9 protein-coding genes are annotated in these 16,315 nt (G+C 56.1%); 3 read left to right on the top strand and 6 right to left on the bottom strand.

From position 1 onward, the window contains the following. Window positions 1–16 precede the first annotated feature (16 nt). Both ACIX8_RS15500 and ACIX8_RS15495 read right to left on the bottom strand, forming a co-directional pair. The gene (locus ACIX8_RS15500) at window positions 17–901 is read right to left on the bottom strand and encodes an alpha/beta fold hydrolase (protein ID WP_014266308.1); all 885 of its coding nucleotides are present in this window, start codon (window positions 899–901) and stop codon (window positions 17–19) included. A 9-nt stretch (window positions 902–910) separates the two neighbouring features. Then, complete coding sequence (locus tag ACIX8_RS15495; RefSeq protein WP_044178797.1) at window positions 911–1,909, bottom strand: quinone oxidoreductase family protein; 999 nt, start codon at window positions 1,907–1,909, stop codon at window positions 911–913. 307 nt (window positions 1,910–2,216) lie between these two features. Here ACIX8_RS15495 and ACIX8_RS15490 point away from each other — a divergent pair, with 307 nt between their 5' ends. Then, a complete protein-coding gene (locus ACIX8_RS15490; protein ID WP_014266306.1) occupies window positions 2,217–2,618 on the top strand; it encodes a DUF1801 domain-containing protein in 402 nt (133 codons plus the stop codon). Between the two features lie 74 nt (window positions 2,619–2,692). On the opposite strand, the gene ACIX8_RS15485 is transcribed toward ACIX8_RS15490, so the two are convergent. Further along, the gene (locus ACIX8_RS15485; protein ID WP_223295565.1) at window positions 2,693–4,927 is read right to left on the bottom strand and encodes a winged helix family transcriptional regulator; all 2,235 of its coding nucleotides are present in this window, start codon (window positions 4,925–4,927) and stop codon (window positions 2,693–2,695) included. A 298-nt stretch (window positions 4,928–5,225) separates the two neighbouring features. On the opposite strand from ACIX8_RS15485, the gene ACIX8_RS15480 reads away from it, so the two are divergent. Then, a complete protein-coding gene (locus ACIX8_RS15480; protein ID WP_014266304.1) occupies window positions 5,226–8,948 on the top strand; it encodes an FG-GAP-like repeat-containing protein in 3,723 nt (1,240 codons plus the stop codon). A 294-nt stretch (window positions 8,949–9,242) separates the two neighbouring features. Continuing rightward, window positions 9,243–12,638, top strand: coding sequence for an Ig-like domain repeat protein (locus tag ACIX8_RS15475; protein ID WP_223295350.1), 3,396 nt, complete (start codon window positions 9,243–9,245; stop codon window positions 12,636–12,638). A gap of 178 nt (window positions 12,639–12,816) precedes the next feature. Here ACIX8_RS15475 and ACIX8_RS15470 read toward each other — a convergent pair whose 3' ends face one another. Genes ACIX8_RS15470 through ACIX8_RS15460 form a run of 3 tightly spaced genes read right to left on the bottom strand, consistent with a single transcriptional unit; the run spans window position 12,817 to window position 16,243 of the window. Continuing rightward, window positions 12,817–13,668, bottom strand: a complete 852-nt coding sequence (locus tag ACIX8_RS15470) for an HpcH/HpaI aldolase/citrate lyase family protein (protein ID WP_014266302.1) — start codon at window positions 13,666–13,668, stop codon at window positions 12,817–12,819. A gap of 8 nt (window positions 13,669–13,676) precedes the next feature. Continuing rightward, window positions 13,677–14,909, bottom strand: a complete 1,233-nt coding sequence (locus ACIX8_RS15465) for a CaiB/BaiF CoA transferase family protein (protein ID WP_014266301.1) — start codon at window positions 14,907–14,909, stop codon at window positions 13,677–13,679. A 2-nt stretch (window positions 14,910–14,911) separates the two neighbouring features. Next, window positions 14,912–16,243 carry a 2-hydroxycarboxylate transporter family protein gene (locus tag ACIX8_RS15460; protein WP_014266300.1) on the bottom strand — a complete coding sequence of 444 codons (1,332 nt, stop codon included), beginning with the start codon at window positions 16,241–16,243 and terminating at the stop codon, window positions 14,912–14,914. Window positions 16,244–16,315: the final 72 nt, after the last annotated feature.

Below are 16,315 nucleotides of genomic sequence, written 5' to 3'. Positions count from 1 at the left end.
GCGCGTGACGTGGTACTTATCGATCCAGAAATTGCCGTAGGGCTGCTCCAAGTTTTTCGGGGTTCTCTTCCGCGATCCAATGGGCAGCGCGTGGGATTTCAAGACCTGTGACATCCTCGCCGACTTCATGCATCATCTCTACAACGCCCGAGCCGGTATTACTGATTGCCCCGAAGATAGCGAGTATCGGGATTTTTAGTTTTCCGTTTCGTTCAAGCGCTGACCGATTCTCCTGCGCGTCCTGGTCGAAGGCACGGTAGAGCTCAAAGCCTGCACGCATCGCTCCCGCAGCGCTATACGCTGACGCGTAGATGTCCAGATCTTCTTCGTTAATGGCAGAGGGGTCGAAGATGCGTGCGTTATAGAAGAGCTGCAGATACTGACGCTCCCGGCCCGCGACGAGCATCTCGGGAACGTCTCGCGTACCGTGGAAGGCAAAGTGCCAGACGCGAGGGTCAACACGAAGCCTGTCAAAAACCTCGGTCCCCGGCAGCGGAGCATCCATCACAACAAGATGAGAGACCTCCTCGCGGAACATCTCCGCATACGCATAAGCGACCATCAGCCCAATATCGTGACCTACCATCGCCACCGGATGTTGAATCTGGAGATGCTCTCTCAACAGGCGATGAATGTCTCCTGCCATCGTGCGCTTGTCGTATCCTGCTGCGGGTCGCGAAGAGTGCCCGGCACCTCGATAGTCGGGCGCAACGACGCGATGGCCTGCCTGTACAAGGAGCGGAATCACACGACGCCACTCCCACCAGGTCTGCGGAAAGCCGTGCAGAAGAACTACGGTGCGGTCTCCCTCTCCTGCCGTGACGTAATGGAGACGAAGGCCCGGCTCCAGTTGCGCCATTCCGTGTGTCACGTGAAGCTCTGTCGATTCATCCTGGGACATGCCGTCTCCTTATTTTGTGTCTAGAAGAATCGTCCCTTGAATTTCCCTGTCCTCCAGGAGACGATGTGCTTCTGCTGTTTGACTCAATGGAAGTATGCGAGCGATGGAAGGACGCAGCTTCTCTTCCAGCGTGGCCTTGACCAGGAACTCCATTCCTGCCTGGATCAACTCCGGCTTAGCCAGGAAGACCGGCAGATAAAATCCCGTCATCGTTTGAGACTTCTGCATGAGCCGGCGTGGCGCGAAGGGCTGTCCGGGGCCGCGCGTCGATCCGAAGATAATGTGGCGGCCAAAGGGTGCGAGGCATTCAAAGTTCTGCTCGAAGATGTTGCCGCCGATCGATTCGAGAAGCACATCTACCCCGCGCCCGCTGGTGTTCTCAAGGACGCGCTTGGTCCAATCCTCACGAGTGTAGTCGATGGCATCATCCGCACCCAGGCTGCGGATGAAGTCCAGTTTTTCGCTTGTACTCGCTGTTCCGAGGACCGTTCCTGCGCCAAGGATCTTCGCAATCTGAACCGCGAGACTTCCCACGCCTCCTGAAGCACCCTGAACCAGTACCGATTCTCCAGGCTGAATCTGCGTCGATGCCGTCAAAAGGAGGTACGCAGTAAGACCCTGGTTGGGCAGAGCCGCAAAGAGATCGGCATTTGCCGACTCAGGGATTTCAACGCAGAAGCTGGTTTCAGCAACGACCTTTTGAGCGTAGCCACCACCTTTGGGCGTGTACGCCACCACCTTTTTTCCGATCCAGACCTTGTCCTCCTTAGAACCGGCTGCAATGACCGTGCCCACCGCCTGCAGACCTGAGATGTGCGGTAATTCGATACCGCCGACGTGTGTCTCCGGACGGTTATAGGTGCCTTGCCGTTCCCGGATATCGACATAGTTGACGCTGGATCGCTCCACCTCGATGAGTAGTTCCTTTTGTTGAGGTGCAGGTTCTGGCCTGTCGCCGAACTGCAAGACATCGCGTGTACCGAACTTCTCAAAAAATATTGCCTTCATGGGATTCACCTTCTGCATGGTTTTGAGGAGCAACATGCCGCTCTGCAAGTTCTGCCGACCCTATCTGTTGGATGCGACTTAGGCGGAAGTTCCGGCCAGTCGCGCTATAAATGCGATAACTTTTGGGCGACCAGGCGCTCAGCCTTATCTACTTCGTCGTTATGCGGACGAACCATGAGGATCGATAGCGCAGGCAAACCGAAGCGCACTGCTTTTACTGACGCCCTCAGAATTTGGGATTGTGCATTCCGTTGGTTGCGGGTTAAGCTATGCGCAGCAAAAATAGGTGCGAGTGTTGGAGCCGAATATGAAGAAGCCCGTGCTGGTGGAATCAGCCTCTGCGTTCATCGACGAGAAGATCAAGGAACTCGGAGACTGGCGCGGGAAGACACTCGCGAAGGTGCGCGAAGTCATTCACAAGGCAGACCCTGAGATCGTCGAAGAGGTGAAGTGGCGGGGGACTCCCGTCTTTTCCCACGGTGGCATCGTCTGCACGGGAGAAACGTATAAGAGCGCCGTCAAGCTGACCTTTGCCAAGGGCGCTGCGTTGGATGACCCATCAGGATTGTTCAACTCCAGCCTTGAAGGAAATGTCAGGCGAGCTATCGACATCCACGAAGGTGACACGATCAATGAGGTCGCCTTGAAGGATCTCATCCGCGCTGCGGTGGCGCTCAATCTCAAGGGCAAGAGCAAGCCGAAAGCCTGACCGACAAGTAGCGAGCAGGCTGACTAGCTGTATCGGCATTCCTTTTTTAGAGACCGTTTCCCGTCCGCAAAGCTTTAGTGCGATTGGCGTTGATAAGTGTGAAGTCTCTGCATAGGGGGAAAGGATGGATCGGCGTTCTTCCAGGTCTCTGCTACTTCACTGAAGGCGCGTGTTGCGTTGGCCTGATCTCCAGTCAATTGCAAAGCCCGGCCTAGCTCAAGCTTTGAAAGCACCACGTAGATAGGGAAGTCGGCGAGGGCGCCGTGGTCGATCACTCGGCGAAACTCGACGATAGCTTGTTGTGGCTGGTTGTTCTGCATGTAGGCTAACCCGCGATAGTACCCCGGTGCGAGTTCCATGTAGCTGGAAAAATCCAGGGGGCGAGTCTCTTCCAGAGATTGAATTGCCTGCCTGGGGTCGTGCTGCTGCAGGTGGATAGCCGCACGGACGCTGGCCAGCATCGCTGAATTGACCATGGTATCGAGTGGGGCCATGGACGCTGCTTTTTTCGCGAGAGCCTGGGCGTTTGAGATGTCGCCGGACGAAGCCAAGGGTAGCGCTGCGTAGGCTTGCTCAAAGGCGCTGGCGAAGGGGAGGGCCAGGGCATCCTGCGCGTCCTTGTGGGCTGCCGGAAGAGAGCCGAAGTCGGCCTCCAGGTTGGCCTCTTCGACCAGGGCGGAGGCTGCGGACTCCACGGAATTGTTTGCGAGTGCGTTTTGTTTTGCTGCGGTAAAGAGACGCCGGGCGTCGATCATCTGTCCCCGGTACATCGCAACCCAGGCAGCATCGTCCAGGGCATCGCTTTCTTCAGGGTTTCCGCGTGCCCACTGTATCTGTCGCTGCATGCCGGCTTCATCAGCCTGCGCGAACGCCGCGCGATAGCAGATACGATGGAACCCCATCACATTCATCTTTCCGTATACGGGATTGTCGCAGATCAGTTTTACATTCGCGTAGTCTCCCAGCTTGAGATACGACTCAGCCAGGGTGCCGTAAAGAAGACTGTTGGATGGGTCCAGCTTGAGCGCTCTGTGAGCCAGCTCCAATGACTTTTGAGGTTCACCCATCGTCAGGTAGTCGATTGCGAGATTGTTGGTCGGCACTAAATCGCGAGGATAGAGTGTTCGCCAGAGCTCGTAGTCTTCAATGGCTCGCTTGATCTCGCCCGTCGCGTACTCGTAGTAATGGGTGACGATGTAGAGTTTCTCGCGGTCGGAGGATCGATCGCGCAGCTCAAAGGCCTTCTCGTAATACTGGCGGCTGAGCGCGGACTGTCCGGCGTTGTTATAGATCGTCCCAAGACGAGCATAGGCGAGAGCAAACTGGGGATCGAGATCGATAGCCAACTTATAGCTTGCTACGGAATCGGCCGCCTCCCCTTGAGAGCGTTTTTCTTCTCCGAGAGTGAATGCCTTCAACGCTGCCAGAGAGGCTGTGGTGGCTTGTACCAGAGGCACGTTGAACTTCTGCAGGGAACTCTCTGATTCGCCCAGCCGTCGCCGCATCCGGTCGGTGGCGATGTCGAGCGCAGCCAGGATGGTTGCCTGCGAGGCCGCAGCGGATTTTTGGGTGGTCAGCAGTCGGCCGTTCGAGCATCTCCATGCCGTCAGCAGAACCTGGTAACCTTGCGCCTTGGTTTCGAGCTGTCCTTTCAGGAGTACCTGTCCGTTCAGGGAGGCGCAGGCATGGAGCTCGTCCTTCAGGGAGGGGGAGTCCACATCCTTGACCGCAGCTCGAAACTTCCCGTCCGGGATCAAGCTGAGATAGGGCGACTCCTGCAGCTTGAGTTGCACCACGAAGGACAGCATCCGGTCGAGATCCGGATTGCCGGTGTTGTTGATGAAGGCCCCAACGGCTACTTTGTCCTGATCGCCGGCCAGTGCGCGATGTGTGTATCTATAGATAGCACCTGCCACAGCGGCCAGGACGACCCCAGCCAGAAGACTCCCCAGCGCGATGTGCCTGACGTCTGAACGCTTCGCTACCTTCGGTGAGACTGGCTGTACGATCTCCAGACCCGGCTTAGCCTGTGGCGTGAATACCGGACGCACCTGTCCGATGAATCGGTAGCCCTGTCCCGAGACTGTCTGGATAAAACGAGGCTGCGTCGCGTTGTCGCCGAGTACCTCGCGCAGCTTTCTGGCCATGACGTAGAGGCTCTTGTCGACCTCTATGAACCGTTCTTCGCCCCAGAGCCGTCGCCGCAGCTCCTCTTTGCTGACCATCTCTCCGGCGTTTTCGAGCAGGACGAGCAGCATCTGGAAGGGAAGTTCCTGGAGCTTGAGGCGCTCTCCTCCTTGCCGCAACACTCTCAGCCGGATCGACACTTCGAAAGAGTCGAACAGGTAGGCCTCGCATCGCAGGGCACCAGATTGTTGCGGTTGCATCCCGCAATTGTAGCGGTTAACAACAGCAGGTATGTGTTTCGCTCCGGCTAGGAGAGTAGTTCGCCGGGGGCGGCAAAGCTTCGCAAGTCACTCATTCCAAAAACGAAAGAAGGGAGTTTAGATCTGTTTAGATCGGTTTCGTTGACGCTGCGATGACGGGAGGTTCTTACTTGCGTAAAGAATCTATCAATTTTTCCCGGTCTCCGAAGGAGTCTTCGAAATGGCAAAGAAATTACTTGGCGGTCTGCAATGGACCGCTGTGGTTACGCTTGGACTCCTCTCCTCCTGCCTGATAGCGCACTCTCAGACGAGCACCAAGTCTGCGCTGCTTTCGACTCTGCAGACGGGAACGGCCATCCCGAGAACTTCAGCCGCACCGCAGCCTCCTTCTCGTGCGACTCGCCCTGCCACCAAACCGATGACACCCTTCGAGCGGATCATTGCACCCCATATGAGCGCGGTGATGAAGCAGAGTGCCGCAGGCAAGACAAAGGCTGCTGCGACTCTTAGTCAGTCGGCTGCCGCAGGTGTAGGTGGAAGCAGCGTAAACTTCCCCGGCTTCGTGTCGGTACCCTTTCTTACGATCAAGGATGGAGACAGTTCTACGGTCTTCAACTCGGTAAGTGGCGACTTCAACCATGACGGACGCATGGATGTTGCCATGGTCAAGGCCGATGGAACGATCGAGGTCCTTCTCAATCCCGGCTCATTTTCCGGCATTGCGAACCTTACGCCCATCACCTCCAATAACAATGGAAATCCAGGTTTTCTTTATGTTCCCTATGTGATCGTTGCCGATATGAACGGCGATGGTTTTCCGGACCTGGTGGGCCAGGATATCGAGAATAACCAGATCGTAGTCTGGATCGGGAAGGGAGATGGCACCTTTGGCCCTCCGAATACCTACCCGGTAACCCTGGCCTCAGGCGCGACCTGGGCATCCACTGCCGGAGGAAGCATATTGGTAGGTGACTTCAACGGCGACGGTGCACCCGATGTCGCTACTCTCACCATTTCGCCGAACTATGTCCCCGGCGCTTCCAATACTGTGATCTCGGAGGTGACGTTCCTGAACACCGGATCCGGTCAACTGAGTCAGCTGGCTGAAAAGGACACCACCTTCCAGGACTACTACGCTACCGGGTACGGCGACTCTACCGTTGTTACAAGCGATGGAAGCACACCCTCGGCCATTGCGCTTTTGGTCAATGATTCGGGCGTCAACAAATCCAGTAACGAGGGAACGAGTGTCGTTACGATGGCGAGTAATGGCGACGGCACCTTCAAGGCTCCCGTTGAGCCGTCGAGCGCGCTGATTCAGAACTACATTCTTTCCATCTATGGATATGGCACAGTCGTTGCGACGAATCTGTCGGCCAATGTATCGTCCGGCAGCAATGTGCCGACTACGGACCTTGTCTTCATGACCGGTGACGGCGCGGTCTATGACGCTCCTTACAGTTCGGGCAATCCTGTGTCGGCTCATGTTCTTGTCGGCCTGAACACTCAATTGTTCGCCTTCGGTGGTGCGTTCGTTCCTCCTGTGACTGCGCCACCGACGCCACCTTCACTCATCAGCACGCCCATTCCTGGTGAGTTCACGATCAATGTCGCGGATATGAATGGCGATGGTCTGCCAGACCTGGTGGTCTACAGCTCTGCTGCAGTGAGCATCTTTCCTAACGCCGGTAAGGGAGTGTTTACGGCGGCACCTACCCAAATGGTGGGTGCGACCCCTGGTGTACAGCAGCCGCAACCGTCAAACTATGATGGCAGTAAATTCAATTCTTTTCTGAACGTGGATCTCTCGCTGGACGAGATCGCCTACTTTCAAAATCTTGGCAGTGCAGCCTCGGTTCAGGGCGGCCAGTTCCTGGCTGCTCCCCTGACTACGGGAGCCAATACCGATGGAAACTACGAGATCTTCGGTGCGAATGTGCAGGTCGTGGCCACTGCGGACATCGATGGAGATGGATTGCAGGACTTGATTGCAATGGATATCTCCAATCTTGGGGTCGGTCCTAGCGATGTTGTGGTCGGCTTTAGAAATAGTGCTGGCGCCGGCAACCAGTCGAGCAATTACACCTTTCAGACTGTGATCAAAGGTCAGGATCTGGTGGACAATTACAATGTTTTCACTTTTTTTGTAGAACCCTTCGCGATCTCCAATGCAGCAGGAACGAGCATCATGATTGTGCCCAGTCCTGGCGCCCCCCTGATCGTTACGTTGGACAAGACGGGTAAAGCTGGTAAGCCGGTGCGCCTCAGCTTCGCTGCGACTGCTCCGACCGGCGTAATGAATTATGGCGATGTTGGCGATGTCAACGGCGACGGTATTCCGGACCTTGTGATTGCCTATGCCGGCGATGGTACTGTTCTATCCGGGTTTTACACATTCCTCGGGAATGCTGACGGCACCTTTCAGCCTGGAATACATACATCACTTGGCAGTGACCTCTACCAGGTCAGGCTGGTGAACCTGAGCGGCGCAGCCGGCAACCTGGACATCGCGGCAATCGATTTCAATTTCGGTGTCGCTCTTGCTGTTTACGTAGTTCCGAATAAAGCGGATGGCAGCGGTGCCTTCGATATAGCGAAGACCTCCAAGCCGGTGAGCGGCTATATCGTCTCAGATATCGTCGCGGGAGACTACAACTCCGATGGCAAGCAGGATCTGACTCTTCTGACGATGGGGAGCTTCGACCCCAGCATCAGCACCATCATTCCTAATACTTCGGGTGTGCTGCTGCTTCCCGGCAATGGCGACTATACCTTTGGCACGCCGACGTTGGTCGATCCCGGCCACTTCCCGCAATGGGGTACTTATGCAGACTTCAATGGAGACGGGAACCCCGATCTGGCGTTGACTGAGATCAACAATCTCTTCATAGAGCAGGCTGAAACTCCGTTGGTGCAAATTCTCCCGAACCTGGGTGGTGGCATCTTCGGGAATCCGATCGCCGAGTTCAGTTCCTTCAATTCCTTTCTTCCCGGTCAGGACGCATTTACGTCCTATACCTTTGCAGGCAAGTTCACCAACAGCGGAGGTCCTGATCTGCTGGTGACCAGCATCTACGGTACGGCAGAGTTCGTAAACAAGGGTGTGACCACTCTGGCTCTTACTGCCAGTTCTACTACCGCAAACCAGGGCGTGCCGGTTACCTTTACGGCAACGATCAGCCAGGCGGTTAGTGCCGGAGTTGCTGAAACAGGTTCCGTAGCGTTCACTGCCAATGGAACGGCGCTGGGAGCGACTCCGGTTACAGACGGTGTAGCTACCTTTACAACGACACTTCCTGTCGGCAGCGATACGATTACGGCCACCTACGCAGGCGATTCAAACCACAACCAGGCTGCGGCTACTCTGGCGGTGACTGTCGCTGCGGTGGCTCCCGCATTGGCCCTGACAGCGACACCGGCAACACTTACGCTGACTCAAGGGGCCACAGGAACGGTCATCGTCTCGCTTGCGGGTAACTCCACCTTTAGCGGGGTGGTCCAGATTAGTTGCACTGGAATGCCGGCTGAAACCTCTTGCGTCTCGAGCCCTGCGAGTGTGACGTTAGGTGCGGGACAGTCTACTGCGTTATCCATCGTAGTAGCGACAACGCCGCCCAATAATACGTACCAGGCAAAAGAGCTGCGCCGTGTAACTCCTTGGACGGGGACTTTGGGCGGGTTCAGCCTTGCTGGTCTTGCCTTCATCTTGTGGCCGAGACGCCGTCGTCTTCCGAGAGGATTGACAGCTCTTCTTCTGGCTGTCCTGTCGTTGAGCTCTATTGGCGCATTGACTGGCTGCTCGGGAAATAACGGAAGCAATAAAACCACCACCAACCAATATGCAGGTACAGTAGCAGGTACCTACACCCTGACGGTAACGGCTACCTCCGGTACGCTTTCGCAGACACAGGCCATCGCACTGACAGTGATGCAGGCCCAGTAGCAAACCTCACATGGAAGCCGAGGAGCAGTCTTCGGCTTCCATCCTTTCCACGGCGCATATTGATAACCCGTACAGTTTTGGAGATGAACCAGCATGAGACACTTCGCAGTATCCTGGTCCAAATTTTTGCTTCTACTCTTGTTGCCGGGGTGCCTTGCGACCTTGGGTCATGCTCAAAATCAGACGCAGCCTGCGCTGGCCACTCCGAGAATTAATCAGGCAATCGATGAGAGCCTTCTGGTTACGTTGAAAGGGAGCGTTCATCCTCTTGCGACAAAGGCTGCAGACCAGGGCATGGCGCCCGACTCTTTGGAACTAGGGCGAACCATTCTCATGCTCAAAGGCAGCTCCACCCAGCAGGCGGCTCTCAATAAACTGGTCGACGACCAACTGAATAGCCGCTCGCCGAACTATCACGCGTGGCTGACACCGCAGCAATTCGGTGCGCAGTTCGGCGCCGCGCCCCAGGATATTCAGAAGATCACGCAATGGCTGACAAGCCATGGTTTTCAGGTGGAGGCCCCGATGGCCGGCCACAATCTGATCGTGTTCTCGGGGACGCATGCCCAGTTGAAGGCGGCGTTCCATACCGAGATTCATACCTACATGGTCAACGGTACCTCTTATCTGGCCAACGCGACGGACCCGCAGATTCCTGCCGCGCTCGCTTCCGTTGTCAGCGGGTTTTCTTCGTTGAATAACTTTCCGCGGTATGCTCAGCACTCCAAGCCACAACTGATCCGGCATAGTAAGTCCTCCTGGGAGATAGCTCCGGGAACCGGCAAAACACAGCCGCAGTTCACCGGAACCCTCCAGGGACAAACCGTCTACGCGCTCGCTCCCTACGACCTTGCAACGATCTATAACGTAAAACCTTTATGGAACGCTGGGATCGATGGAACAGGTCAAACCATCGCGATTGTCAGCGATTCCAATATCAATCCAGCCGACGATGATTACTTTCGTGCTACTTTCGGGCTTCCCGCGAAGAAACTGAATGTCATTAACTATGGCCCCGATCCCGGCAAGAATATTGATGAAGATGAGGCCTCCCTCGACGTGCAATGGGCTGGCGCGGTAGCCAAGAATGCAACCATCGACCTCGTCGTAGCAGGGAACACTGCAACCTCAGGAGGCATCGACGGAGCGGCAGCCTACATCATCAACAATCAGTTAGCGACGATTCTCAATGTTAGTTACGGCGCATGTGAGCTAAGGCTTGGAACGGCTGGCAATCAGTACTATAACCAGATCTGGGAGCAGGCTGCTGCGCAGGGTATTACCGTCCTTGCCGCAGCCGGAGATTCGGGATCGGCTTCCTGCGATCAAAACCAACCTTATGCTACGAGTGGCCTCAGAGTCAGCGGCATTGCCTCGACGCCTTACAACGTGGCTGTAGGTGGTACGGACTTCCACTCCACCTTTGTCGATCCCGCGAAGTATTGGAATGCAACCAATGATCCTGTGACGCTGGCATCGGTAAAGTCCTATCTTCCTGAATCGACGTGGAACGATAGCTGCGCCAATCCGGATATTCTTACGGCTTTGCAAAATAACGGGAGCACTGATGCTACAACCGAGGCACTCTGCAACGATATAAACGAGCAGGCAAACTTCTTGACGACAGCAGGCGGCTCCGGCGGCGTGAGCAACTGTGCGATCGCGGGTTCAGACCCCAGCGTTCCCTGTGCGAGCGGATACCCAAAGCCCTCGTGGCAGAGCGGTGTTGCGGGGATACCCTCGGACGGAGTTCGCGACTTGCCGGATATTTCCCTGATGGCCGGTAACGGACTCTGGGGCAGCCTTTATGTCTACTGTCAATCGGACGTTGATCCGGGTGGAGTGTGCGACGTCAACAACGCCCTCCAGGGAGCCGGCGGAACCTCCTTCGCCTCACCAGTCTTTGCCGGCATTCTTGCCCTGGTCCAACAGAAAACAAACGCGCAACAGGGCAACGTGAACTATGTGCTCTACAAGTTGGCAGCAGCACAGTACGCGAGCAGCAGTGCTGCGTCATGCGCTTCCGACAGTGCTGTTGCTGGGAACTCGTGCATCTTTTATGACATTACTGACGGCACAATCGCCGTCCCTTGCTATAACGGTTCCCCGAACTGCACTCCCGCTGTTGCCGGGGATACGATTGGAATCCTGCCGGGCTACAACACCGGCGTAGGGTATGACGTTGCGACAGGCCTGGGATCGGTGAATGCCTACAACCTGGTCCAGGGATGGAGCAGTGCCACGGCAACCTTTCTCCCGACGACGACTACGATTGCCGCTACGAACTCTTCCACGGTAGCCTACGGATCCAATCTCAGTGTAAATGTGTCCGTGGCACCCGTGGCGCCTGCGACCGGTTCTCCGAGCGGTGATGTCGGAATTACTAGCAACAGTGCTACTCCAAGTAGTATCTCCGTTGCAGAGGGCACTCTCAGCAATGGCCATGGAACAATTCAGGCGGCCTTGTTGCCTGTAGGCACGTATCAGTTGTTCGCTACCTACGCGGGCGACGCTACCTTCGCACCCAGTCACTCTACGGGACTTACCGTCACTATCACGAAGACGAGTATCAGCGCGGCTTTGACGGCGACGCGAAAGTCGGTGTTGCCGGGACAAAAAGTAACATTCTCCGTTTCGGCGACAGGAGTAACAAACGGTATTGTTCCGACAGGGACGATAATTTTTACGAACTCAACCACCGGGGTTACTCTTGGCTCCGGAAACCTCGCCTCTTCCATTGCCCTTGTCACCGTATCGGCCAGCCAGTTGCAGCTAGGTGCCAACACGATCACGGCAAGCTACTCCGGAGACGCGAACTATAGCCCTTCCACGATCCCTTCGTTGACGATTGATCTTACGGGATCCTTTGTGACTACGATCAATCCTGCGTCGTTGACTTTGTCGCCCAATGGCACAGGCAGCGCAGTTGTGACCGTCACACCAAGCAGCACCGTACTGGCACAAAACTCGTTGACCTTTACTTGCCCAGCAACGATGCCCGCAGGGATCGCATGCTCCTTCAGTCCAGCCGTCGTCGGTAGTACCGGTGCTGTTACGTCGACACTCACCCTGCAACTTGCCGCGCCACTTTCTACAAAGCCTATCTCCGTCGCAGAGGTTCGCAGCTTGCACCGGGGTTGGATCGGCGCGGGATTTACAGGGGGCATGGCTGGGCTGATGCTGCTGCTGTTGCCCAGACGTCGCCGTTTGCCTCTTCTTTCGCTCTCTATGATTCTGTTCAGCGCGCTTCTGATCACAGTCGGCTGCAGTGGAGGAAGCGGCGCTGCGGGAAGCGGACAAAAAACTCCTCCTCCGCCGGCTCTAATCGCCACAACGACCACTCTCGCTGTAACTCCGACAACGCCTGCTTTGGGAACTCCCGCGGTGTTTACGGCGAAGGTCGCACCGGGTTCTGGGTCTGGCTCTCCTTCCGGCACAATCACCTTCTCTGAAGGGAGCACATCGCTTGGCACGGCAACCCTGGCTTCAGGATCGGCGAGCTTCACCACCAGTTCACTTCCTGTGGGCTCGCAGACCATTACTGCCGCATACGGAGGCGATGCAACCTATAGCGGTTCAAGCTCTGCCGCCAGTACTTTGGATGTGGCTTTCAACGGCACGATTGCAGTCACGGCTTCTGATAGTGTCGGGGACCAAAGCAGCGCTAATCTTTCGGTGACAGTAAAGTAATGCCCTCGTTTCTCCGCGGAGCATCATTCTCTTCACCTTTGTTTCATTTGGATGACGTTTGTTGAAAGACAATTGCGGCTGGATGCGACCCCTCTCAGAGGAGTTCGCATCCAGCCGCAATCCTTTGGACGGACTTGAAGTCCGCAGAATGATGCAGGATGATTTTGTGCGACCTATCTTAGCGTCCGACAGATTTGAGAAGCGCTCGCGCTCGCTGGATAAATGGTTCGTCGATCATTTTGCCATCCACCGTTGTAACAGCATTCCCGGACTCTGCTGCCAGCCTGGCGGCATCGACAACGCGCTGGGCACAGAGGAGTTCTTTTTCGGTAGGTGAAAACGCAAGGTTCGCGGCTGCGATCTGACTAGGGTGAATGCAACTGGCTCCGGCAAATCCGAGTGTCCGTGCTGATTGAAGGGAGCTCACATATCCAACGGGATCTCGAAAATCGGGGAAGGCTGAGTCGTAGCAATTTAATCCGCCTTCTGCCGCTGCAAGACGCAGCATAAGACGGACCTGGTTACGTGCAAGTGTATTCTCTGGAGCGATTCCCAGTGGTTCCATCAGGTCCGCAAAGCCCATTTGTAGACCCACTACACGCGGAGAACTCATGGAGATCTCCGCTGCAATCCGCAGGCCTCGGGGTGACTCGATGGTGGGAAGAATTCGGACAGGGGGGAGCAAATTGCGCAAGCTTTCCACTCGATCCATCTCGCATACCGCGGTGCTGATATCTTCGAGCTGTTCCACCTTGGGAAGCGCAATCGCATAGAGTGAGGGCCACAGCGCGCACTCTATATCCCACTGAAAATGGGGTGTGCCAACTGGGTTTGTCCGAACGAGTAAAAACGGAGATTCATTTGCCGCATGTTTATGAAAGAACAAACGTAGATTCTCGCGGGCTTCGACCTTTCGATCAGCGAGGACGGCGTCTTCCAGGTCGAAGCATACAGCGTCAGCGCCGGAGCGCAAGGCCTTCTCGAAGAGTTCCGGACGGTCGGCTGGAACAAATAATTTGCTACGCATCATACCGGCTCCTAATCGGATCTCTCCGGTGATTTAACAATTCTGTTTAACTCAAGAGCTTCGATCTCAGACCTGTTGTATCCAGCCTCGCGCAGAATATTCCGAGAGTCTTCCCCGAGATGTGGCGCGGCTTTGTGAAAGGCTCCAGGCGTCTTTGCGAGTCGCGGAGAAATCGTGTGTACGGGGATAGTCCCCATCTCCTCATCGGGCAACTCGACGATAATCTGGCGAGCGTGAAAGTGTGCGTCCTGTTCGATATCGGCCATATCGTAGACAGGTCCAACGGTTATGCCATTCTGCTGAAAGAATTCAAGACAGTCTTTTTGTGTAAGGCTGCCTATATAACCTGCAACGATCTCATCCAGCGCCTCAACATTCTTCAGCCGTAGTGAATTGGTCGCAAAGCGCGGATCTGCAGTGAGTTCCGGACGCCCAATGGCGCCGAACAGCTTTTCTGTCATGCTCTGGGTTGAAGCAGAGAGGCAGATCCAATGTCCGTCCGCCGTTCGATAGACATCGCGTGGCGCGCTGTTTGTAGACCTGCTGCCTGTGCGTGGCTTTACTTTGCCTGTAAGACGATAGTTCGCCGCCTGAGGCCCAAGGATAGAGAACAGCGGATCGAGCAAAGGAATATCGATTACCTGGCCCTGGCCTCCGGTAACTTCCACGTGGCGTAGCGCAGCAAGAATGCCGATCGCACCGTAAAGACCGGCCGTCATGTCTCCAAGATAGATGGGAGGCAGCACAGGCTCGCGGTCCGCGAACCCATTCATCGAAGCAAATCCCGACATCCCTTCGACCAGCGTTCCGAATCCGGGCCGGTCAGCGTAAGGGCCTGTCTGGCCCCATCCGGAGATACGTGCCAGAACGAGCGCAGGGTTCACCGCAAGAAGCAGTTCGGGGGAAAGATCCATGCTCTCCAGGGTGCCTGGGCGAAAGCTCTCTACCATCACGTGCGCTCCCGCGATGAGGCGCAACAGAATATCGCGCGAGTCTGGATGCCTCAGATCCAGGCACAGACTCCGCTTGTTGCGGCTGTAGGTCTTCCAGGCTGTTTCAACATTGGCGACGCGCCATTCGCGCAGGGTATCGCCAGCAAGCGGTTCCACCTTGATTACGTCGGCGCCGAGATCGCCGAGGGTCATGGTGAGCGTATTGCCAGCCACGAGACGCGACAGGTCAATGATTCGAACACCCTTCAGCGGGCCGCTGGGAGTATCGCTAAATTCAATCCGTTCAAACATGGTCAGCGTCCGTGTGCGAGTGTTCGCAGGATGAGAAGAGTAAGAGTCACAGTGATAGCTCCGCCGATGCGCGTCGCAATCTGTGCAAAGGGCATCAGTTCGAGGCGCTCTGCCGCGGTGAGAATGGCGACATCGCCTGTACCTCCGGAGCCGGTGTGGCAGGCGTTGATGAGCGCCGTTTCGATGGGAAACATCTTCATCCATCGCCCGACAACGAAACCTGTTGCCGTGAGCGTAAGCACGATGAGTGTAATCAGCAGAAGGTTTGTAGGGTGAAGTGCTTCTTTCACCGCCGACCACGGCGTCAGCGCGACCGCAACGGCGAAGAGGAGTGGGTAGGTTACAGTCACAGCGAAGAATCGTCCTACGGTGGCTGCCGCTTGATCCAGCCAGGAGGGAAGCAGGTTCGAGACTTTGAGAAGAACCGCAAGGATCAGCATCATGACCGGTGCTGGAAAGGCGATGAGCGCATGAAGGAGAACGCCGAGCAGGTAAAGGGCTATCCCGAATGCCGAGGCGGCAAATAGACGTTCGATCGTCAAAGGGAGCTTCTCTTCGAGAGGTGCCGATAGAAACGCCGTGGAGTTCGAGACCGGTTGTAATACGCCATTGCCGGTAAGTGCGGGATAGCGACTTCCAAGCGAGTTCAGGCATCCAGCGAGCACAATCGCCACCAGGTTTGCAAAGAGCACTACAGGCAGGATGTGGGCAAGAAGTTCACCCGCATTGCCATGCTGGATTTCGGCATAACCGAGCGACAGTGGAATGGCGCCCTCACCCACTCCCCCAGCCATTACCGGCACGAGGACCATGGGAATGACTGTGGACATGTGGAGTCCCAGTGCCGCACCTGCAAGGGAGCCGAGCAGGAGCGCAAGCAATGATCCGGCCAGCAGGGGCACGAGGATTTTAACGAGGCCTTGCAGCAGTACCTTTCGGTTCATGCCGAGGATGCTGCCCACGATGATGGCTGTGATGTACAGGTAGATGAAGCTTGTGTTCTTAGTGAAGGCCGTTACGGTTTCAACCAGATTCGCCGGAAGCCAATGTCGGTAGAGCAGGTAAGACGGAAGAAATGCCGCAGTAATCGCGGGACCACCCAGGCGGCGAACCTGAGGGATCACCCCTCCGAGCCAGGCGCACAGACTGCCGCCAACGGCCAGGGTAGCGATCATGATGGAGACATCGGTGGTCAATGCATGGGCTGCCGTCAGGGCTCCGACAGCGGCGAAGAGCAGGACAAAGATGGGCAGAGGCAATACTCCGACACGATAGGAAAGCCCATCGCGCCAACTCCCCGTGTCCTTCGCTACTTCGTATTCCGTCTGAACCATAGCTGCTCGTCAAAGTTGATAAAATAGAACGGTGTTCTGTTATGCACGAAGAGTGTCGGCTTACTCCGGCCA

The sequence above is a fragment of the Granulicella mallensis MP5ACTX8 genome (assembly GCF_000178955.2).
GTDB lineage: Bacteria > Acidobacteriota > Terriglobia > Terriglobales > Acidobacteriaceae > Granulicella > Granulicella mallensis.
This window is presented reverse-complemented; position numbering and strand designations above follow the sequence as displayed.